Annotated in this window: 14 protein-coding genes; 5 read left to right on the top strand and 9 right to left on the bottom strand. The window is 68.5% G+C overall.

Going from position 1 to position 19,437, the window contains the following annotated elements:
- Positions 1-146 precede the first annotated feature (146 nt).
- Both DXK32_RS20310 and DXK32_RS20315 read left to right on the top strand, forming a co-directional pair.
- Positions 147-2,552 carry an LPS-assembly protein LptD gene (locus DXK32_RS20310; RefSeq protein ID WP_114860161.1) on the top strand — a complete coding sequence of 802 codons (2,406 nt, stop codon included), beginning with the start codon at positions 147-149 and terminating at the stop codon, positions 2,550-2,552.
- Between the two features lie 96 nt (positions 2,553-2,648).
- The gene (locus tag DXK32_RS20315; protein ID WP_114860162.1) at positions 2,649-3,374 is read left to right on the top strand and encodes a hypothetical protein; all 726 of its coding nucleotides are present in this window, start codon (positions 2,649-2,651) and stop codon (positions 3,372-3,374) included.
- Here the strand turns inward: DXK32_RS20315 and DXK32_RS20320 are convergent.
- Genes DXK32_RS20320 through DXK32_RS20335 form a run of 4 tightly spaced genes read right to left on the bottom strand, consistent with a single transcriptional unit; the run spans position 3,371 to position 7,464 of the window.
- Positions 3,371-5,383: a tetratricopeptide repeat protein gene (locus DXK32_RS20320; RefSeq protein WP_114860163.1), complete on the bottom strand. Its 2,013-nt coding sequence runs from the start codon at positions 5,381-5,383 to the stop codon at positions 3,371-3,373. The two genes, DXK32_RS20315 and DXK32_RS20320, sit on opposite strands and share 4 nt — an antisense overlap.
- Positions 5,384-5,396: 13 nt before the next feature.
- Positions 5,397-5,732, bottom strand: a complete 336-nt coding sequence (locus DXK32_RS20325) for a YdbL family protein (protein WP_114860164.1) — start codon at positions 5,730-5,732, stop codon at positions 5,397-5,399.
- Positions 5,729-5,995 carry a YnbE family lipoprotein gene (locus DXK32_RS20330; protein WP_114860165.1) on the bottom strand — a complete coding sequence of 89 codons (267 nt, stop codon included), beginning with the start codon at positions 5,993-5,995 and terminating at the stop codon, positions 5,729-5,731. Before DXK32_RS20330 ends, DXK32_RS20325 begins: the two co-directional genes overlap by 4 nt.
- The gene (locus DXK32_RS20335) at positions 5,992-7,464 is read right to left on the bottom strand and encodes a YdbH domain-containing protein (protein WP_247877249.1); all 1,473 of its coding nucleotides are present in this window, start codon (positions 7,462-7,464) and stop codon (positions 5,992-5,994) included. Before DXK32_RS20335 ends, DXK32_RS20330 begins: the two co-directional genes overlap by 4 nt.
- 231 nt (positions 7,465-7,695) lie before the next feature.
- Here DXK32_RS20335 and DXK32_RS20340 point away from each other — a divergent pair, with 231 nt between their 5' ends.
- Positions 7,696-8,223, top strand: coding sequence for a peptidylprolyl isomerase (locus DXK32_RS20340; RefSeq protein WP_051658393.1), 528 nt, complete (start codon positions 7,696-7,698; stop codon positions 8,221-8,223).
- 135 nt (positions 8,224-8,358) lie between these two features.
- Here the strand turns inward: DXK32_RS20340 and DXK32_RS20345 are convergent, their stop codons facing one another.
- Positions 8,359-11,004 carry a serine/threonine-protein kinase gene (locus DXK32_RS20345; RefSeq protein WP_114860166.1) on the bottom strand — a complete coding sequence of 882 codons (2,646 nt, stop codon included), beginning with the start codon at positions 11,002-11,004 and terminating at the stop codon, positions 8,359-8,361.
- A gap of 341 nt (positions 11,005-11,345) precedes the next feature.
- Between DXK32_RS20345 and DXK32_RS20350 the strand changes: the two genes are divergently transcribed.
- Positions 11,346-12,239, top strand: coding sequence for an aldose 1-epimerase (locus DXK32_RS20350; RefSeq protein ID WP_282184595.1), 894 nt, complete (start codon positions 11,346-11,348; stop codon positions 12,237-12,239).
- 39 nt (positions 12,240-12,278) lie between these two features.
- On the opposite strand, the gene DXK32_RS32275 is transcribed toward DXK32_RS20350, so the two are convergent.
- From DXK32_RS32275 to DXK32_RS20360, 4 genes are all read right to left on the bottom strand, one after another.
- Positions 12,279-13,004: a hypothetical protein gene (locus tag DXK32_RS32275; protein ID WP_162801276.1), complete on the bottom strand. Its 726-nt coding sequence runs from the start codon at positions 13,002-13,004 to the stop codon at positions 12,279-12,281.
- An 8-nt stretch (positions 13,005-13,012) separates the two neighbouring features.
- Positions 13,013-13,576, bottom strand: a complete 564-nt coding sequence (locus tag DXK32_RS32280; protein WP_162801278.1) for a hypothetical protein — start codon at positions 13,574-13,576, stop codon at positions 13,013-13,015.
- Positions 13,577-13,909: 333 nt separating this feature from the next.
- Complete coding sequence (locus DXK32_RS20355) at positions 13,910-14,719, bottom strand: lysozyme inhibitor LprI family protein (protein WP_114860175.1); 810 nt, start codon at positions 14,717-14,719, stop codon at positions 13,910-13,912.
- A gap of 12 nt (positions 14,720-14,731) precedes the next feature.
- Entirely contained in the window at positions 14,732-15,658 is a 927-nt protein-coding gene (locus tag DXK32_RS20360) for a hypothetical protein (protein WP_114860168.1), read from the bottom strand.
- 261 nt (positions 15,659-15,919) lie between these two features.
- Here DXK32_RS20360 and DXK32_RS20365 point away from each other — a divergent pair, with 261 nt between their 5' ends.
- The gene (locus tag DXK32_RS20365; RefSeq protein WP_114860169.1) at positions 15,920-19,264 is read left to right on the top strand and encodes a DUF2126 domain-containing protein; all 3,345 of its coding nucleotides are present in this window, start codon (positions 15,920-15,922) and stop codon (positions 19,262-19,264) included.
- Positions 19,265-19,437 lie beyond the last annotated feature (173 nt).

Raw genomic sequence — 19,437 nt, forward strand, 5'->3', positions numbered from 1 at the left:
GGAAAAGGCTCGAACCAGGGACCGTCCGCCTGTCGCGGACGGTCCCTTTTTTCATGATTCATCCGGTCGGCAACAGACGTCGGACAATTCGCGAGACAGGCCGCGAAACCGTTGACTTGGCCGGTTGGTTACCTCAAACGTTCCGCATGTCCCAGCTCCCGTCCCGACATGCCCGGCGCGCCCGCGCCACCAGCCCGAAGATGCACCGCCCGTTGGACCGCCGGTCGCTGGTCCTGCGATCCGGCATCGTCGCCCTGATGGCCGCCTGCGGCATCGTCCTGGCCGATCTGGCCGACGCGCAGCAGCCTCCCCCTCCGGCCGCGCCGGCGAACGCCGCGCCGCCCGCCGGGGCGGACCAGGGCGGACGGCTGGAGGTCGTCGTTCCATCGCCGGGACCATCCAACGGAAAGCCGCAGGACCCTCCGGTCCTTCTGGGAGCGGACACGGTCACCTTCGACGAGGCGAACAGCCTCGTGACGGCGTCGGGCAACGTGGAGCTGTCGCAGGGCGCGCGGACGGTCCATGCCGACACGATCACCTACAACCAGAAGACCAAGGTGGTGATCGCCTCCGGCAACGTCCGTCTGGTCGAGCCTTCGGGCGACATCCTGTTTTCCAACTACGCGGAACTGACCGACGACATGCGCGACGCGTTCGTCGAGAACGTCCGCGTGCTGATGACCGACAACAGCCGCATGGCCGGCACCGAGGGCGAGCGGCGCGGCGGACGGCTGATCCGCCTGAACCGGGCCGTCTACAGCCCCTGCGACCTGTGCAAGTCCGATCCCACCCGCGCCCCCGTCTGGCAGATCCGCGCGGCCCGCGTGGTGCAGGACAACGAGGAGCACGAGGTCCGCTATCGCGACGCCGTCATGGAAATGTTCGGCGTCCCCTTCTTCTACACCCCCTACCTGTCCCACCCCGATCCCACGGTGGACCGGCGCTCGGGCTTCCTCACGCCGAGCTTCCGGAACAATTCCGAACTCGGTTTCGGCGCCATCACCCACTATTACTGGGACATCGCACCGGATCAGGACGCCACCTTCGACTTCGGCGGCTACTCGAACCAGGGCCTGTTTCTGGGCGGCCAGTACCGCAAGCGCTTCGAGAACGGGCGGCTTCAGCTCGACGTGTCGGGCACGCAGGGCGAGATTCCCAACGGCACGCTGAAGGGCGCCGACGACCGGCGCTTGCGCGGGCACGCCTTCGCCAGCGGCCTTTTCGACATCGACGAAACGTGGCGCTGGGGCTTCAACCTGAAGCGGGCGAGCGACGAACTGTACCTGCGCCGCTACTTCAACATCCGTGACGAGGTTCTGACCAGCCGCGCCTTTGTCGAAGGCTTCAACGGGCGCAACTACGCGGCGGTCAACGCCTACAGCTTCCAGGACCTGCGCTGGGGCAACACGGTGCAGGAGCCCTACGTTCTGCCCGAGGCGCGCTACAACGCCCTTGGCGAACCCGGCAGCCTGCTGGGCGGGCGCTGGTCGCTCGACAGCAGCCTGCTTGCCATCGCCCGGCCGGGCAGCGGCGGCCCGGACACCCAGCGCGTCGCCATGCAACCCGGTTGGCAGCGCGACATCTACTCCAACCTCGGTTTCGTCACCACGATCGAGGGCAGCGTTCTGCTGGCCGGTTACACCGCCCAACGGTTCGATCCGAACGATCCGGCCAGCACCGGCAACGACAGCGTCCAGCGCCTGCGTTTCTTCCCGCAGGCCACGACCACGGTCCGCTATCCCTTCGTCCGCTATGGCGAGAACAACTTCCAGACCATCGAGCCCATCGGGCAGGTCAGCGTGTCGCCGAAGGTGGACAACAATCCGGCCTTCCCGAACGAGGACAGCCTCGACGTCGAGTTCGACGAGGTCAACCTGTTGATGCCCAACCGTTTCACCGGCATCGATCGTCTGGACGGCGGCCTGCGCGCCACCTATGGCCTGCGCACGACCTTTCAAGGCTACAAGACGGGGTCGGCAAGCCTGTTCGTCGGCCAGAGCTTCCGGGCCGACGATACGGAGAATTTCCGCGGCGGATCGGGTCTCGACAAGAAGTCGTCGGATTACGTCGGTCGCCTCGACCTGCGCCCGGCGGACTGGCTGGACGTGAATTACGGCTTCCGCATCGATCACGACACGCTGAAGCCGCGCCGCCATTCGGTCAACGCCTCGGCCGGCGTGCCGCTGCTGCGCGTTTCCGGCACCTACACTTATGTCGACCAGACGGAAAACCCCTACGTCGTCGAGCGGAACGAGGTGGAGCAGGCGGGCATCTCGGTGTCGTCGCAATTCTCGGACCATTGGTCGATCGGCGTGTCCCATTCCCAGGCTTTCCGCCCCGATGCGGGACCGCGCTCCAGCACCGGCATCCTCCGCTATCAGGACGAATGCCTGATCTTCGAAACCATCGCCCAGCGCGACTACACCGTCATTCAGAACGGCGAGCAGGAAGGGAACACCATCTTTTTCCGCTTCGTGTTCAAGAATGTGGGCGAGTTCCGCACGCCGGGCATCAGCGCCGGCTTCCTTGGTCCGTCCGGAGCCGGCAACTGACCGGAGGCGGCGCCTCCGGCCAAGGTCAAGGGGTTGCATCGGGCGGCCGATCTGGGTAGCCATAGCCCCCTCCTCTTCCGCTCGGGTTTGCTGCACATGGCCTTGGGACGCTACGACTACGAACGCCGTTATCGCCGCCGCTTCTGGGCCGGCTTCGCGAAGTTCGGCCTGTTCGCCGCCGTTCTCCTCGGCGTTGGTCTGTTCGCCTACCAGATGGGCATCGAGCAGTTGAAGGGCCGCGACGTCACGCTGCGGGAGGAGATTTCCACCCTGTCGCGCCAGAAGGCGGAGCTCGAGCTGCTCGCCAGCCAGATGCAGCACGCCGCCCGCACGGCGGAGGCCCGCGCCGGGGAGTTGGAGGCGCGGCTTCAGCGCGAGGTTCCCTCGGGCGATCTCGCGCGGCTGACCGGGCTGGTGTCGGAGCGGCTGAAGGGCGGCATGGACCCCAACCGCCTCGCCTTCGTGATCGCCCAGGTCCAGGCGGTGCGCAACTGCCAGCCGGCGGAAACCAAACGCTTCGCCCTGGCCACCCCGCTTCTGAAATCGGGGAACCGCAGCACCAGCTTCAACAACGGCGCGGTGACCGTCAGCGGCGAGGGCCAGTCCTCGCGCAACGCCCAGGGCAACGCGGAGAGCTGGTTCGATCCGGCCCAGCCGGTGACCATCAAGATTGCCGGCATGGGCGGCAAGGAGACCGTCGCCAAGGGCGTCCTGCCTTTGCATCAGACGGTGGTGATCGACAACACCGAGTACCGTTTCACCTTCGCGCCCGGCGCCCGCTCCTTCGTGGACGTGACCGCCGACCGCTGCCCCTTTCCTTAATCCTCGTCAGGGACCATGAAGGGGCGGGGTGGCTTGCCCGCGATGTGGATGTCCCACATCGTCGCATAGGCGCGCTCCAGGGCGCGGGCCAAGCGGTCGGTGTCGAACAGCGGCGCACGCCTCCCCTCAGCCATGAGGCGCGCTTTCAGCCGGGCGGTTCCGCCCGGATCGCCAGCCAGTCGCAACGCCGCGGCTTCATAATCGGCAAGTGACCGCACGGCCAGTTCGGGCAGCCCGGCGGCCCGCAGCAGGCTCGTCCCGACGCGGGACGCGAAGCCCTCCCCCATCACCGTCAGCACCGGCACGCCCGCCCACAGCGCGTCGCTGGCCGTGGTGTGGGCGCCGACCGGTGTGGTGTCGAGGAAGAGGTCGGCCAGACGGTAGCGCGCCAGATGCTCCGCCGGGGGGCGCCGGGGAGCGAAGACCAGCCGGTCGGCCGCCACTCCCCGGCGGACGGCCTCCCGCCGCAGGGCCGCGCTCGCCTCCGGATGGCTGTCGAGCAGCCACAGCACGCTGCCCGGCACCGCGCGCAGCAGGCGGCACCACAGGTCGAACAGGCCCGGCGTGATCTTGTAGGCGGCGTTGAAGCAGCAGAAGACCACGCCCTGCTCCGGCAGGCCGCAGGCCGCACGGGACGGGGTCGGACCGATCGGCCGGCTTCGGTCGTTGGGCTGGTAGCAGACCGGAAGCTGAACGATCCGCTCGGCGTAGAAAGGCTGGTGATCGAACGGGGTGACCAGCGGGTCGCCGATCACGTAATCGATGAAGCCGGCGCCCATCGTCCCCGGATAGCCCAGCCATTGCGCCTGCACCGGGGCGGGCCGATGGGCGGCGATCTCCGGCCGGGCCTGCTGGGTATAGCCCTTGAGGTCCACCAGGATGTCCACCCCGTCCGCCCGGATGCGCGCCGCGGCGTCGGCGTGGGAGTGGGCGGCGAGGTCCACGAAACGGTCGAAGGCGGCGGTCAGCCGGCGCCGCATCGGGCCACCGTCGTCAGGGCCATAGCTGTAGCCGACAACCTCGACCCGCTTCCGGCCATGACGCTCGATCAGCTCCGCGATGAGGGCGGCGGTGGCGTGCTCGTGATAGTCGGCGGACAGATAACCGATGCGCAACCGGCCGCGCGGGCCGGAGTCGCGGCGGGCGGGCATGGCGGCGATGCCCTGCGTTCGCCAATCCGCGTAACTGCGGGCGCAGGCCAGTTCCGCCGCCGGGCCGGCGCCCTCGCCGAGGAAGATCCAGGGATGGACCTGCCGCGTCGCGCCGCCGCGCACCAGGGCGGCCAATTGCGCCGAGCGCTCCGCCAGCCCGTCCCAGCGGCAGAGGTGCCGCATCTGCTGGACGAGTTGGGCAAGCACGCCGCCCGCGTCGGGCAGGCCAAGCGCCAGGGCGCGCCTGAAGGCCGGGAGGCTGTCCGCCAGACGCCCCCCCTCCTTGACCACCAGCCCGAGATTGGCGTGGGCCTCGGCCAGATCGGGGCGCAGCGCCAGGGCGTTGCGGTAACAGCCGGCGGCGGCGTCCACCCGCCCCAACGCCTGCACCACCGCGCCGAGGTTGAGCCAGCCGGGAACCAGGGTGGGGTCGAGCGACACGGCACGGCGCAACGCCGTCTCCGCCGCCTCCCGGCGCCCCAGCGCACGCAGCAGGACGCCCTGGTTGCAGGGGGCCGGGGCGAAGCGCGGCATCAGCCGCGCGGCCTCGCCGTAGGCTGCCGCCGCCTCCGCGGTACGGCCCTGCGCCTGGAGCGTCAGACCCAGATTGAAATGGTTGCCGCCGAAATCCGGCAGCCAGGACAGGGCGGCACGATGATGCGCCTCGGCTTCGGCCACCCGTCCCTGCCGCCGCAACGCCTCGCCGAAGGCGGAACGGGCCACCGCCTCCTCCGGCGTGCCGGGCTCGCCCAGCGCGTCGAGCGCGCCGAACAGCCCGGCCAGCGCCGTGGAATCGCCGGGCGCGGCGGCCAGGGACGCGCGGTACGCCCCGATCCGGGCGCGGAGGTCGGCGGTCATCGGCGCCGGTGGCTTACTTGCGGACCCAGCGCCCACCCGACAGCACATACTGGCCGGCGGGAGTCCGCTCGATCAGCTGCTTTCCGGCCAGGGCCTGGACCTGATCCACCGAGGTGCCGTTGCTTCCCGCGATCTCGCGGTAGCGGGCGATGCGCTGGGCGTTGACCTGTTCGGCGAGCTGGGCCGCGGCGGCCGGCGCGCCGGGGACCGCCCCGACCAGCCCGTCCGGCCGTTCGCCGATCTGCCCGGCGGCCTTGGCGGCGCCCAGGGCGTCCTGGGCCGGCGCCATCGCCGGAGCCGACAGGGCGAGCGCCAGGACCAGCCCGGCGGCGGCAAACATGCGCTTCATGGCTTCTTCCCTCCCTTCGCGCCGCCCAGGCTGTCCTGGGACGGCGGCAGGCCGAACAGGGCCGGATCGTCCGCGATGGCCTTTTCCAGGTCGCGCTCCACCTTCACGCGGACTTCCTGTTCGATCCGGATGTTCAGGTTGATCTCGATGGGCTTGTCGGGCGCCTCGACCTTGACGGTCGGGGTGCAGGCGGCCAACCCGGCCGCCAACCCGGCGATCAGTGCGGCGGTCGGGACGCGCCGGCTTCGAACCGTGTGTCTCATGGGTTCTTTCGTTGAAACTCCGTCATGCGGTCGCGCACCGTCTCGGGAATGCGGTAGGTGTCCAGGCTCTGCCGCAGGATCCGGTCGAGCGCGCCGCTCACCTTAAGGTTAAGCGCGACCGGATAGCCATCGTAGAATGCCGGGTTCGAGCCGCGGATGGCGATGCCGACCGCCAGCTCGCCGCCGGCCTGCCCATCCACGGTGGCGCTCAGCGTGTCGTAGCGGAAGTCGGTCAGTGCACCCATCAGCAGGGCCGTCGGGCTCCCCTCCTCCCCCTTCAGGAAGCCGGGCGGATTCTCCGGGTCGTAGCGCAGCGTGCCGGGAGCGTCGGCCTCCAGCAGCCCGCCGTCCAGATGGACGGAGTCGGCACCGATGCGCACCGGCAGGCGCCCGCTGACCGTTCCGCTGGCCTCCAGCCCGTCCACCGCGACCATCGCCAGCATCGGGCCGAGATGCACGCGCTCCGCCCGCAGCGTGACCGTCCCCCGCGGCGCCGCCGGGTCGATGGCGAAGGGGTCCGCCCGCAGCACACCGCCGGCCCAATGCCATTCGGCGCGCTCCACGCTCAGCCGCCCCTTCGTCCCGTAGCCGAAGCGGACGGTGCCGTCGGTCAGCGGCAGCCCGACGTCGAGCAGCTTCACCGCCAGCGTCTGTCCGGGCGCGACCACCGGCGGGAACAGGCTGGGAAGCGACAGCACGCCGTTGATCCCGCTGGCCGCCACCGGCCCGAATTTCCCGGCAAGATCGGCGAGCAGCAGGTCGCCCTGGGCCTTCAGCGCCGCACCGTCCCAGGTGAGTCGGGCCTTGGCGGTCAGGGTGCCCACCGTCTCGGCGATGGTGCCGGCGCCCGTCCAGTGGGTCAGGACCGGCAGGCCCCCGGCCGGGGCGGTCAACGTTGCCTGCCCGCGGTGGGTCGCGCCGTCGCGGATCATGGTCAGGCGCAGCGTCCCCCCGGCCGTGCCCCGTGGTGTCGCCAGCGTCACCGCGGCGTCGTCGAGCTGGATGGTGTCGATGGGAACCACGAGGCGCCCGCCGTCCGCCGCGCCCCCGTTGCCGCTCGCCCCGGCGGACCCGGTCAACGGATAGCCGGCGATGCGCAGGCTGCCGTCCTTGGCCACGTCCAGCCTCAGGCGGACGTCCGCAAGCTCCAGGCGTTCGATTCGCCCCTCCAGAAGGGCGTCCGTCGGATGACGGATGGTGAGGATTCCGCCCACCGCCCCCTGACGGTCCAGGCGGAGGACGGCGCGGGTCCGCTCCAGCGACAGGTCGGTCACCGTCACGGCGGCGTCCGGGAAGCCGGCGCGGCGCAGCGCCTGCGTGGCGGCGGTGCCGGCCAGATCGCTCCGGTGCTGGACGGCGAGGGCGACCGCGCCACCGATCAGCGCCAGCTTTACCAGCACCAGCCATCGTCTCAACCGCCGCACGCCTTGCTGCCGCACGCCCCACCCCTCGCCATCCAAAAGTGCCATCGGTCTCTTTCGGGTATGAACACCCGAAAGGCAGTCTATCGTCCATCGTGGGCGGGATGCGACCGCGCCGCGTTGGGACAACGAAGAGGCGGCGGCGGAAGAGGGTTCCGACCGCGCCGATGAAGGCAGCCCCGCAGGGCGTCTTTGCATCGGCGCCGGTTTCCCCTATGGTCGCGTCCGCGGAATCGGCACATCGGAGTGTTTCGCATGTTGCGGTGGACGCGCATTCTCATGGCGGCACTGTTCGCCACATTCATCTTCGCTCAGGGGGAGGCCAAGGCCTTGGATCCGGAAAACACCCTCTATCTCGACCTCAAGGACGGCCGCGTGGTCATCGAACTGCGCCCCGACTTGGCACCGAACCACGTCGCCCGCATCAAGGAACTGACCCGTCAGGGCTTCTACAACGGCGTCGTCTTCCACCGCGTGATCGACGGCTTCATGGCCCAGACCGGCGACCCGACCGGCACCGGCACCGGCGGTTCCGGCAAGAAGCTGAAGGCCGAGTTCAGCAACGAGCCGCACGTCCGCGGCACGCTGTCGATGGCCCGCACGCCGGACCCGGACAGCGCCGACAGCCAGTTCTTCATCTGCTTCGCCCCGGCCGCGTTCCTGGACAAGCAGTACACCGTCTGGGGCAAGGTCGTCGAAGGCATGGAATTCGTCGACAAGATCAAGAAGGGCAGCCAGTCCCGCAACGGTCAGGTCAGCGACCCGGACAAGATCGTCAAGATGCAGGTTGCCGCCGACGCCAAGTAACGGCGTCGGAAGGATCGCCCGTCACGGCGATTCTGTTTCGGTGATCCCAACCGGGTGATCCTGACGGCGACTGGGGCGGTGAAACCGCGCACCGCCCCGTTTCCGGTCGCACGCCCTCTGGCGCTGTTCAGGCGCTCAGGGCCCGTTCATCGCCGCGGTCAGCGCCACCAGGAGGTCCCGCATGCTGCGGGGACGGTCCTGCCAGCGCATCGACAACCCGCTCAGCAGAACCTTTTCGAATCCCGCCGGCACCGTGGCGCCGCCTTCGGCCAGCCGGGGCACCCGGTCGTTCATGAAGCGGCTGGTGGCGTCGGGCGGCGTCTTGCCGGTCAGCGCGTAATAGGCGGTGGCGCACAGCGCGTAGACGTCCGTCCAAGGCCCCTGCTTGCCGTCCGGCGCGTATTGTTCGGGCGGGGCGTAGCCCGGCTTCAGGATCACCGTCAGGTCGGCGCTCTTTCCCGCGGCGTGGCGCGCGGCGCCGAAATCCAGCAGTTTGCGCTCGCCGCCGCTCGTCAGGAAAATGTTGTCGGGGCTGATGTCGCGGTGGATCAGTCCCTGCTCGTGCACGGCGTGCAGCGCCTTGATGATCGGCGACAGGAGGATCAGCGCCTGGCGCGCCGCGATCCGTCCCCCGCTTTCGGCGACGTGCCGCTTCAGGGTCCGTCCGTCGAGCAGTTCCATCACGAGATAGGCGGTCTCGTTCTCCTCGAAGAAGTCCTGGACGCTGACGATCTCCTTCACCTCCCGCAGGCGGGCGAGCATGCGCGCCTCCTCCAGGAATTTCGCCAGCCCGGCCGAGAAGCCTCGCGCGTGCTCGTCGGAAAAGGGAGCAACCCCCAATGATCCGGCGGCGCGGGACACCAGATTGGCCGGATAGAACTCCTTCACCGCGACCTTGATCTGAAGCCGCTCGTCCCAACCGAGATAGGTGGCGCCGAATCCTCCCTGCCCCAGGATGCGGCCGACGAGATAGCGACTCAACAGCCGCGTTCCCGGAAGCAGATGAATGCCAGCCCGGTTCTGGACACGGACCGGGTAGCCGCAATCCCGGCACGCCTCGCGCGGAGCCTTCGGAACGAAGCAGGCCGGGCACAGGCCCGGCGCGGCGGCGACTGGAGCCTCCACCGTCACCGCGGCGAGGCTGACCGGAGGGGCGAGGCCGCGGACCGGTGGCGCCACCACGGTCGGCAGCGCCGTCGCGCCGCAAGGTTCGAAGGACGCCCCCGCCCCACCCCGCGCGGCCGGTGGAGATGGTTTTGCCGAGGGCAGCGGCATCTGGCTCAGCCGGTCCAGCAACTCGTAGAGGCGGCGGACCTCCGCCTGGGCGATGTCGTCGCCCTGGGCGCCGGCCAGTTCGGCCTGGAACGGCGGCTGGCGGACGGTCTCCACGATGTGCTGGCGCAGGACCGACAGCGCCGCGTCGTCGCCGACCAGACCGGAACAGGCCAGTTCCGCCAGCCGGATGATCCGGCGGCGCGGCAGCGGTTCGATCTGGCGCAGGCGCTGGACCAGCCGGCCCCGCCGGACAAACTCGTCGACCACCGAAGCCGCGCGGGCGGTGATCCGCTCCCGGTCGTGCTCCGCCAGGGCGGAACCGCGGATGGCCTCCACCGCTCCGGTCAGGGCCTGCCGCACCAGCGCCGTGTCGGGCGTCTGGAGCACCATGTTCTCCACCAGCAACTCATTCTTCAGCGCGGCGTCCAGCGCGTCGACGACCTCGCCCAAGTGCCGTTCCGCTGCGGGCACCGCGGAGACGGCCGTCAGATAATGGATTCGGCAGATCAGGTCCGGCTGGGTTTCGCTGAGACCGACGATGGACCGGCGGTAGGCGCTTGCCCCGCCCTGCTCCAGCCGGCGGGAGTAACGGACGGTCAGGGCATCGGCCATGGCGGCGCCGCCGGTCAGGCCCGCCGGCGACAGCAGATGGCCCGTCAACGTCCGCAACAGCTCCGCCTCCTGTTCCGCGGTGCCGCGCCCGAGCGGCTGCGGCGCGCGGAGCTGGCGCCGGATGCGCTCCAGCACCATGGCGCGGGCGGCGGGCAGACGGCCCTGGCGGAACAGGCCGTTGAGAACGCCCAGCCGGTTCGGCCCGAACGCCTCCATCGGCAAGCGCCCGAACAAAAGGTTGCACAGCGTGACCAACGGCGACCCGCCGGCCGGTGTGCCGCCGAACAGCTCCTGGGTCGCGGCGGGCGAGGCCAGCACGTCGCCGATCATCCCGTCCAGCGCCGCGGACAGGGCATCCTGCCGTTCCGCCGGGAAAAGCTGAATCAGCGCATCGAGCTTCGACGTCCAGGTCCGGCATTCCTCCAGTTCCAGTGAGATCGCGACGCGCAGGTCGAATCCGGCGTCCCCGGTCGGCGACTTTCCCGCCGCGCTGCGCAGGATGGACTCGATGAGGCCACGCCCCCGAGCCAGCCCGGAGAGGGCGGTCTGGGCCGCCCGCGCCTTCGCCACGGTTTCGGAAACCGCGTTGTCGAGCGCGCGGCGGCGGGCCTTCGCCTCCTGTCCGGGAAGCCGGGCCTGCACCGTCGCGATCCGGCCCAGAGCGGACTCCATCAGCGTTGCCTTGGCCTGGAGCGCCTTCAGGTGACGGCTGTTGTGGATCAATTCCGTCGGAGTCAGCACGAGGCCGTCGAGATGCTGGCGCAGGACGACGCCGATGACCATCCGCGCCGGCCCGTCATGGTGATCGGCAAGCGTGTGGCACAGCACCGCCTCGTCGAGCGCGCCGGCGGGGCCGGGCGCCCCTGCGGAGGCGGATGTCCTGGAGGCGGGCATTGACACGGTCGGCCTTTGGGCGGGATCGGCGCGGCGCGCGGATGGCATGAGGGGCGCGTCATAATCCGGCCGATCCGGTAAACAGCCGGTATACGACGGGCAAAATGGCTGATCGGTCCGGTTGCGCAACGCGTCGCGCTGTTTGCGCAAAGGTGTTGCAAGGGGGCATCGGGAACAGCCGGCGGCACACTTTTGCGCGCAGCCCCGCCCTTCCCTTCCCCTGCGGGCTGTGCGATACCCGGACGATACCGGCGCCCAACCACCGCCGGCAGGAGGTCCGGATGCGGCAGGTCGAGTTGGACCAGGGAATCGGCGCTCACACCCTTACCCACACTCTTACATTGAATCGCAGCGCTGCGAACGGCTCTCTGGAGTGCACGCTGTGTCCGGGGCGTGGCGGTGTCGTGGCAAGCCTCGCCTGGAGCGGCGCGAACGGCACCGTCGATCTGCTTCGCCCGGCCTCCGACCGGGCGCTGCGCCATGGCTCGGCCACCGACATGGGGTGCTTTCCGCTGGTGCCCTTCTCCAACCGCATCGCCGGAGGGGAATTCACTTTCGACGGGCGGCGGGTGCGGCTTCCGCTCGACGGGGACGGCAACCCGCATGTCATCCACGGTCATGGCTGGCGCGCCGACTGGACGGTCGAGGACGCCAGCGCCTCGGCCGCGCGCATGGTCTTCCGCCACCGCGCCGACGCCTGGCCCTGGCGCTACCGCGCGACGCAGACCGTGGTGCTGGAGGAGGACGGGGCCAGCCTGACCCTCTCCCTGGTCAACGAGGACGACACGCCGATGCCCGCCGGAATCGGGCTGCACCCCTATTTCCCGAAGCCGCCGGGCACGCGGCTGACCGCCCGCGTCGGCGGCGTCTGGCTGAACGGCCCGACGATCCTTCCCGTGGAACGCGTCGCGGTGCCGCCCGGCTGGGCCTTCACGGATGGGGTCGTCATGGACCGGACCGTCCTGGACAACGGATTCACCGGCTGGGATGGCGTGGCGGCGCTGGACTGGCCCACGCTCGGCCGGCGGCTGTCGATCGAGACGGAGGGACCGTTCGGCCATCTCATCGTCTACGCGCCGCCGGATGCGGACTATCTCTGCGTCGAGCCGGTCTCCCACATGACCGACGCCGTCAACCGCCCGGAGGAGCCCGGCAACGGTCTGCGCCGTCTGGAGCCGGGCGAGGAGCTGAGCGGCACCATGCGCCTGCGCCTGGAAACGCTCATCCACTTGTGATGAGAACCGCTTTTGGGATTTTACCTACGAGGCATCTCCCTAAGACCTTTTGCCCTCGACAATGGTCTTCCGGCCACCGGTCGGTGCCGTCGTGGCAGGAGGGCGCAGGTATTGCTCTCGGAATGAGGACAGGTCCATCGCGCAATAAGAGGACGCCACGATCGTCAGCGATGCGACCTCGACACAAGCGCCGACCGGCTGGTGAAATGGCTCCGAGCTGACGCGGTCAAACTGGTTTATGTTGCCTGCGCCGTCTTTGACCGAATAGCGGAAGCGGAACGACCGTTGGGCTTCACGATCCATTGATGATCCGATCACAGCGCCCAGCAAGGACGCGCCCAAATGGCTGGTCGCGGAGTAATTTATGCTTGGCCCTCTGAAGGCACTGTCGACGTACATTGCCGACCCGAGAGATCCACCAAGCGCGGAACCGCCAATCGTGCCGGGCGTCGATTCATCCACTCCCTGCACATTGAGGATTATAGCGTAATTCGCCAGTTCGCTGACATTCACGTCATAGCGATCACGCACGGTATCTCGCTCGCCATCGGTCAAAGCAAACCAGACAACGGTGCTGACGGTTAGCACAGGACGCGTGCCCGGCGGCGGCGCCGTCGCTGGCGCGGTGCCTGCACCAGCGCCGGACGGAACTGCGGCAACCTGCGGAGGCGGGGAATATCGGCTCGAGACCGCAGGACCCGTTACGACCCCGTCGGCACAGGCGGCGCAGACCATGGTAGCCAGCAAGGCGGCGCGGTAGAGCATTGTCTTCCTCACGCTTTCTTGAGCAGTGGAGAGGCCAGTTTCACAAACTCCGTGGCGGTGGCCCGGCGCGCCTCGCGTTCAGCGTCCTCTGCCGAGCCATAACCCCAGGTGTTCCATCGAAAGGCGTGAGCAGCCGGCTCTATGACGCCGATCAAGTCGGCCTGAGGAGACAACATCTTCACGCGCAGACTGACCACCGAGTGCCATCGTGGCGCCGAAAAATACGTTCTGAACTCATTGACTTCGACGATGAATTTGTACTTTTTGCCACCTGATGCCGGAACTGAAGACAGGACGGAAGCGAGGTCCAGCCAAACGACATTTAGAGCATTCGACGCCGTGCGATCCTGTCGCAGATCAACGACTTCAAAATCCACGTCGTTGACCGACACGTTGTCGATTTGAACACCTTCCATGCTTTGCTGGGTCGGTCGCGTATCACTGTACGCGCAGCCTGTGATCGACAACACAGCCAGAGCCAGAACGGCGCGCGCCCATAAACCAGACACGCCTTTAATTTCCTTGCGATGCCCTTCGCCGGAATTTTCTAAAGTCCCCACTCCGATCTCCACTCGCGCTATGCCAACAAAGTCGCCTCAGGTGGCCACCTGCACGAGTATCGCAATGTCAGTTTGATCGAGTCCAGAGCAAGCTTTTCCGGGCTGCCCCTTTCAGACCGCTTCCAGCAGGTCATCGACGCTTGAAGCGGTAGAAGTCTGCCAACATGCCTCACGACCGACAAGCATCGGTGTGCTACGCATCATTTTGCCGAGCGCCTTCATGGCCGCAACGTCTCAAACTAGCGTTCGAGCGCTGAAAACGCCTAAAAAAATGCATTCCGGTTGTTGCAAGGGTCAAGTCTGCCCCTTGTTTTCACCACCGTTGGCCGCCGGGTAGTTGGACGTTTAGCGGCACCGCACGAAGGTGGCGCCGAAAGCCGGCGGGTCCAGCGTCAGGAACAGCCGGTCCAGCCGCGGCGCCTCGGCGGCATCCAGGCGCAGCACACCTTCCGGCAACCCCTCTTCCCCGCCGAAGGCCAAACCCTCCGCCAGATCGCCCTCGCCGGGCGCCAGCGGGCCTTCCAGCGGGAAGGCCGGGATGCGCGGGTCGTGCAGGCTGAACCCGCCGTCGCCGGTGATCTCCAGATAGGAGGTCCGGCAATCGTCGATGGGCGTCCGGGTGGCCGGATCGGCCTTGGCCCAGCGACCGGTCAGGGCCGGCAGGTCCACCGTGCGCTTTGCCGGTGCCGACCTGGTCTGGCCTTGGCCGATGGGCTGAACCGGGCGTTGCGGGGCGGACGCGGTGACGGTCAGAGGCTCGTCCGCCACCGGGGCCCGGCGGGCGGCCAGTTCCGTCTCCAACGCCTTGGTGCGCTCGGCCATCTGGCGGGTCAGACAGGCCGCGCGGTCCTTACTCTTCTTCGGGTCGGCCAGATCGGCCTCCGCCACCGGACAGGCGGCGTCCCGCCGCTGGACCCACGCGCGCTGGCCGGCGGCGACCGCCTCCTCCCCGGCCTTCCCGGCCTCGTCGGACAGTGTGCGAAGCGCCGACTCGAGCTTATCGGCGGCGGCGGCGATCGACGCGTCGCGACACAGAAGAAGCGCCATCGGCGCATCGCCGGCGCAGTCCACGGGCTTGGCGGCCTCCCCGCTGGTGTCCGCCGCCAGGGCCGTACCGGCCATCAGCATGCCCGCCAGAAGAATCGCTGCCCGCATCGCCCACATCCCTTACGCCGGAAACGCTTCCAGGACGGCCTTCACCTGCCGCTGGAAATCCTGGTCGCTGCGATAGCGCGTCAGGACCGTCTTGTCACGCTGAACGAGGAAAAAGATGTCCTCCCGGCTGGGCAGCGAACGCGGGTTGGGCTTGTCCAGCAGTTCCCCGTTCCAGCCGATCCGCGCCATGAAGTAGACGGCACGCGAATTCAGCATAAAAAGCTTGTTGTCTGGCGCCATTTTCTCCCGTCGCAGCAGCGCGTAGAGGTAATAGTTGCGCCCGTGGAAGTAGTTGACATAAATTGCCTGCAATGCGGCAAAGCGCTCGTCGGGGCTGGTGTATTTCTTGATCTGCCGCTCCAGCTTGAATCCGGCAAAAAAATACTCTCTGGCCTCGTTTTCGAAGGAGAATGCGGAGCCACGGATCTGGGTGAGCTGTTCCCCATACTTGCGCAGAACGCGCCCCATCAGCAGTTCGAGGAACCGGCGTTCCGCCGCGAAATCGTCGCGACTCTGCTGAATCAATTCGAAGACGTGGCGCAGATGATAAGGGTGCCGGACCATGATGACCGGAACGCTCGACGCCGGGCGTTTGTCCGCTCCCCGCCTCTCGCCCAGCATGGTCGCCGCCGGCGAGACCGAGGCGATCACCGACGAGATCGTGTCCTGGATCTTCCAGCGCCGCTTCACCTGCGCCGATTGCCTGCCGATGTGGAAACGCGCCAGACGGCGCTGCCAGCGGCTGCGCCATGTCTCCTTCGGCGCCTTGTGGGTCGGCAGGTTGCCGACGACCAAGGGGTTGCCGAGGACATCCGGCGGCGGCGGCAGCGGGTTGAAGTTGAAATATTTCCCCGTGACGACGCCGCGCGTGGAACCGCCGGGCGCTCCATCGCCCCCCATAGCATCGCCACCCATCGACAGGCCCGCCAGCGTCGCCATTTCCGATGCACACCCTGCCTGCGTCGCTCCCTGCCGGCGGACGGTGCCGGCGGACAGGGATCGGGTCTTTATAAAGCGGGCCGGGCGGTGATGAAAGACGCAACCGGTCCACTCTGACACTGCATGTTTTTTGTGCAACCAGTTCGTGCCGCGTTTGCGAAGGCGCTCTGGTCTGCGCGAACTCTTCGATGGTACTATGCCCTTGTCCGTGCGGCGGAGAGCCGCAGGGGACCGGCCAGCGCAGACAACGGGTGGAACTTCATGGCGATCCACGTCGCTCTCAACCACAAGACCGTCTACCGTTACGACCGATTGGTCAATCTGGGGCCACAGATCGTCCGGCTCCGCCCGGCTCCCCACTGCCGCACCCCGATCCTCAGCTATTCGCTGCGCGTCACCCCGAAGCATCATTTCCTGAACTGGCAGCAGGACCCGCAGTCCAACTATCAGGCCCGCTTCGTCTTTCCGGAAAAGACCCGGGAGTTCGTCATCGAGGTCGATCTCGTCGCCGAGATCGCGGCGATCAACCCCTTCGATTTCTTTCTGGAGGAGAAGGCCCAGACCATTCCCTTCGCCTACGAGCCCTGGCTGGAGCGCGAGCTGCGCCCCTACCTGGAGGTGGAGGAGCCGGGGCCGCTGCTGGCCGACTACATGACCGGCATTTCGCGGGAGCCGGCGCCGTCCATCAACTTCCTGGTGGACGTCAACCAACGGCTTCAGAAGGACATCGGCTACGTCATCCGCCTGGAGCCCGGCATCCAGACCTGCGAGGAGACGCTGGGCAAGCGCACCGGCTCCTGCCGCGATTCGGCGTGGCTGCTGGTGCAGATCCTGCGCCACCTGGGCCTCGCCGCCCGGTTCGTCTCCGGCTACCTGATCCAGCTCACCGCCGACCAGAAGGCGCTCGACGGCCCGTCCGGTCCCGAGGAGGACTTCACCGACCTGCACGCCTGGACCGAGGTGTTCCTGCCCGGCGCCGGCTGGGTCGGGCTGGACCCCACCTCCGGCCTGCTGGCCGGCGAGGGGCACATCCCGCTGGCCTGCACGCCCGACGCCTCCTCCGCCGCCCCCATCTCCGGCCTGATCGACGAGTGCGAGGTGGAGTTCGGGCATGAGATGTCGGTCACCCGCATCTACGAGGCGCCGCGCGTCACCAAGCCCTACACCCCCCGGCAGTGGGCGGAGATCGAGGCGCTGGGCCACCGCATCGACGAGGAGCTGAGCGCCGGCGACGTGCGCCTGACCATGGGCGGCGAGCCGACCTTCGTGTCGATCGACGACATGGACGGGGCGGAGTGGAACACCACCGCGCTCGGACCCAACAAGCGCAAGATGGCCGCCGACCTCGTGCACCGGCTGGCCAACCGCTTCGCGCCGGGCGGGCTGCTGCATTTCGGCCAGGGCAAATGGTATCCCGGCGAATCGCTGCCGCGCTGGGCGATGACCGTCTACTGGCGCCGCGACGGCGAGGCGCTGTGGGCGAACAGCGACCTGCTGGCCCGCGAGGACACCGACTACGGCCACACCGCGGAGGACGCCGGCGCCTTCCTGGTCACGCTGGCCAAGAAGCTGGGGCTCGACCCGGCGCTGGTGCTCGCCGCCTACGAGGACCCCTGGCACTATCTGCGCCGCGAATCGCTGCTGCCGGTGAACGTCGATCCGCTGGACAGCAAGCTGGAGGACAAGGAGGAGCGGGCGCGCCTCGCCCATGTCTTCACCCGTGGCCTCAACGAGCCGGTGGGCTTCGCCCTGCCGATCAACCGCAAGATGACCCAGCAGGGGCCGGTGTGGCTGTCCAGCGCCTGGCCGCTGCGCCAGGAACGGCTGCTGCTGATGCCGGGCGACAGCCCGGTCGGCTACCGCCTGCCGCTCGGCTCGCTGCCCTGGGTGTCGCCGCAGGACTATCCCTATTCCTGGGAGACCGACCCGTTCGAGGAGCGGGCGCCGCTGCCGCCGAACCGGGTGCCGCTGCGCCAGCACGCCCTGCGCGAGGAGGCCGAACGCCACGACTCCTCCCGACGGAACGAGCGCGTCCAGCGCGCCATGGCCGAAGTGCGCAGCGAGATGCCGGAGCACGGCAAGTCGGCGTGGTGGGTGGTCCGCACCGCCCTGACCTGCGAGGCGCGCAACGGCCGCATCCACCTGTTCCTGCCGCCGATGAACACGCTGGAGGACTATCTGGCGATGCTGGCGGAGATCGAGGCGACGGCGCTCGAGCTGGACATGCCGGTGGTGATCGAGGGCTACCAGCCGCCGAAGGACCCGCGCCTGAACTCGCTGGCCGTCACCCCCGACCCCGGCGTGATCGAGGTGAACATCCACCCCTCGCACAACTGGGAGGAGCTGGTCCGCAACACGCAGGAGCTTTACGAGGATGCCCGCCAATCGCGGCTGGGTGCGGAGAAGTTCATGATCGACGGGCGCCACTGCGGCACCGGCGGCGGCAACCATGTGGTGATGGGCGGCGCCACCGCGGCGGACAGCCCCTTCCTGCGGCGGCCCGACACGCTGCGCAGCCTGATCACCTTCTGGCAGAACCACCCGTCGCTGTCCTACGCCTTCTCCGGCCTGTTCATCGGGCCGACCAGCCAGGCGCCGCGCGTGGACGAGGCCCGCGACGACGCGCTCTACGAGCTGGAAATCGCCTTCAACCAGATCGACAAGGCCGCCGCGACGGGCGATTGCCCGCCCTGGATGGTCGACCGCGTCCTGCGCAACCTGCTGACCGACGTTCAGGGCAACACCCACCGGGCGGAGTTCTGCATCGACAAGCTGTACTCCCCGGACAGCTCCACCGGGCGTCTCGGGCTGGTCGAGTTCCGAGCCTTCGAGATGCCGCCCCACGCGGAGATGAGCCTGACCCAGCAGCTTCTGCTGCGCGCCCTGGTCGCGCGCTTCTGGAAGGCCCCCTACAAGGGCAAGCTGGTGCGCTGGGGGACGGAGCTGCACGACCGCTTCATGCTGCCCTACTTCGTGCAGCAGGATCTGGCGGACGTCATCGCCGATCTGCGCGACCACGGCTATCCCATCGAGGAGCGCTGGTTCGACCCGCACATGAACTTCCGCTTCCCGGTCTACGGCCACGTCAACCAGCGCGGCATCGCGCTGGAGCTGCGCATGGCGCTGGAGCCCTGGAACGTCCTGGGCGAGGAGCCGGGCGGCGGCGGCACCGTGCGCTACGTCGACAGCTCGGTCGAGCGGGTTCAGGTGCGGGTCACCGGCCTGACCGATGCGCGTTACGCCATCACCTGCAACGGCCGCCGCGTGCCGCTGATCCCCACCGGGACGGAGGGCGAGTTCGTGGCCGGCGTGCGGTACCGGGCGTGGCAGCCGCCCTCCTGCCTGCACCCGACCATTCCGGTGCACACGCCGCTGGTCTTCGACATCCTGGACCTGTGGGCGGGCCGCTCCATCGGCGGCTGCACCTACCATGTCATGCATCCGGGCGGGCGCAACTATGACACCTTCCCGGTCAACGCCAACGAGGCGGAGGGGCGGCGCCTCGCCCGCTTCTTCCCCTTCGGCCACACGCCCGGCCCGATGGACACCCCGGCGGAGGAGCGCAACCCGCAGTTCCCCATGACCCTGGACCTGCGGCGGGGCTGACCGGTTCCTGCCCGCCCCCCGGCCGGAATACGCCTTTCGGCCGGGGGGCGCCGATGCGCCGCTTGCATCGGCGGGACCGGACGTTCACACTTGCTGCGCATTGCACCGCCGTGAACGTACGATCCGAACCTTGGCCGACCGCGATTCTCCCTTTCTTGACCCCAGCGCGCCCC

Origin of the sequence: Azospirillum brasilense (assembly GCF_003349955.1) — a bacterium.
Classification (GTDB): domain Bacteria; phylum Pseudomonadota; class Alphaproteobacteria; order Azospirillales; family Azospirillaceae; genus Azospirillum; species Azospirillum brasilense_B.

Coding starts and splice junctions, on each gene's coding strand:
- DXK32_RS20310 (WP_114860161.1), top strand. CDS start 147: ATGTCCCAGCTCCCGTCCCGACATGCCCGGCGCGCCCGCGCCACCAGC.
- DXK32_RS20315 (WP_114860162.1), top strand. CDS start 2,649: ATGGCCTTGGGACGCTACGACTACGAACGCCGTTATCGCCGCCGCTTC.
- DXK32_RS20320 (WP_114860163.1), bottom strand. CDS start 5,383: ATGACCGCCGACCTCCGCGCCCGGATCGGGGCGTACCGCGCGTCCCTG.
- DXK32_RS20325 (WP_114860164.1), bottom strand. CDS start 5,732: ATGAAGCGCATGTTTGCCGCCGCCGGGCTGGTCCTGGCGCTCGCCCTG.
- DXK32_RS20330 (WP_114860165.1), bottom strand. CDS start 5,995: ATGAGACACACGGTTCGAAGCCGGCGCGTCCCGACCGCCGCACTGATC.
- DXK32_RS20335 (WP_247877249.1), bottom strand. CDS start 7,464: ATGGCACTTTTGGATGGCGAGGGGTGGGGCGTGCGGCAGCAAGGCGTG.
- DXK32_RS20340 (WP_051658393.1), top strand. CDS start 7,696: ATGGCGGCACTGTTCGCCACATTCATCTTCGCTCAGGGGGAGGCCAAG.
- DXK32_RS20345 (WP_114860166.1), bottom strand. CDS start 11,004: ATGCCCGCCTCCAGGACATCCGCCTCCGCAGGGGCGCCCGGCCCCGCC.
- DXK32_RS32275 (WP_162801276.1), bottom strand. CDS start 13,004: ATGCTCTACCGCGCCGCCTTGCTGGCTACCATGGTCTGCGCCGCCTGT.
- DXK32_RS20355 (WP_114860175.1), bottom strand. CDS start 14,719: ATGCGGGCAGCGATTCTTCTGGCGGGCATGCTGATGGCCGGTACGGCC.
- DXK32_RS20360 (WP_114860168.1), bottom strand. CDS start 15,658: ATGGCGACGCTGGCGGGCCTGTCGATGGGTGGCGATGCTATGGGGGGC.
- DXK32_RS20365 (WP_114860169.1), top strand. CDS start 15,920: ATGGCGATCCACGTCGCTCTCAACCACAAGACCGTCTACCGTTACGAC.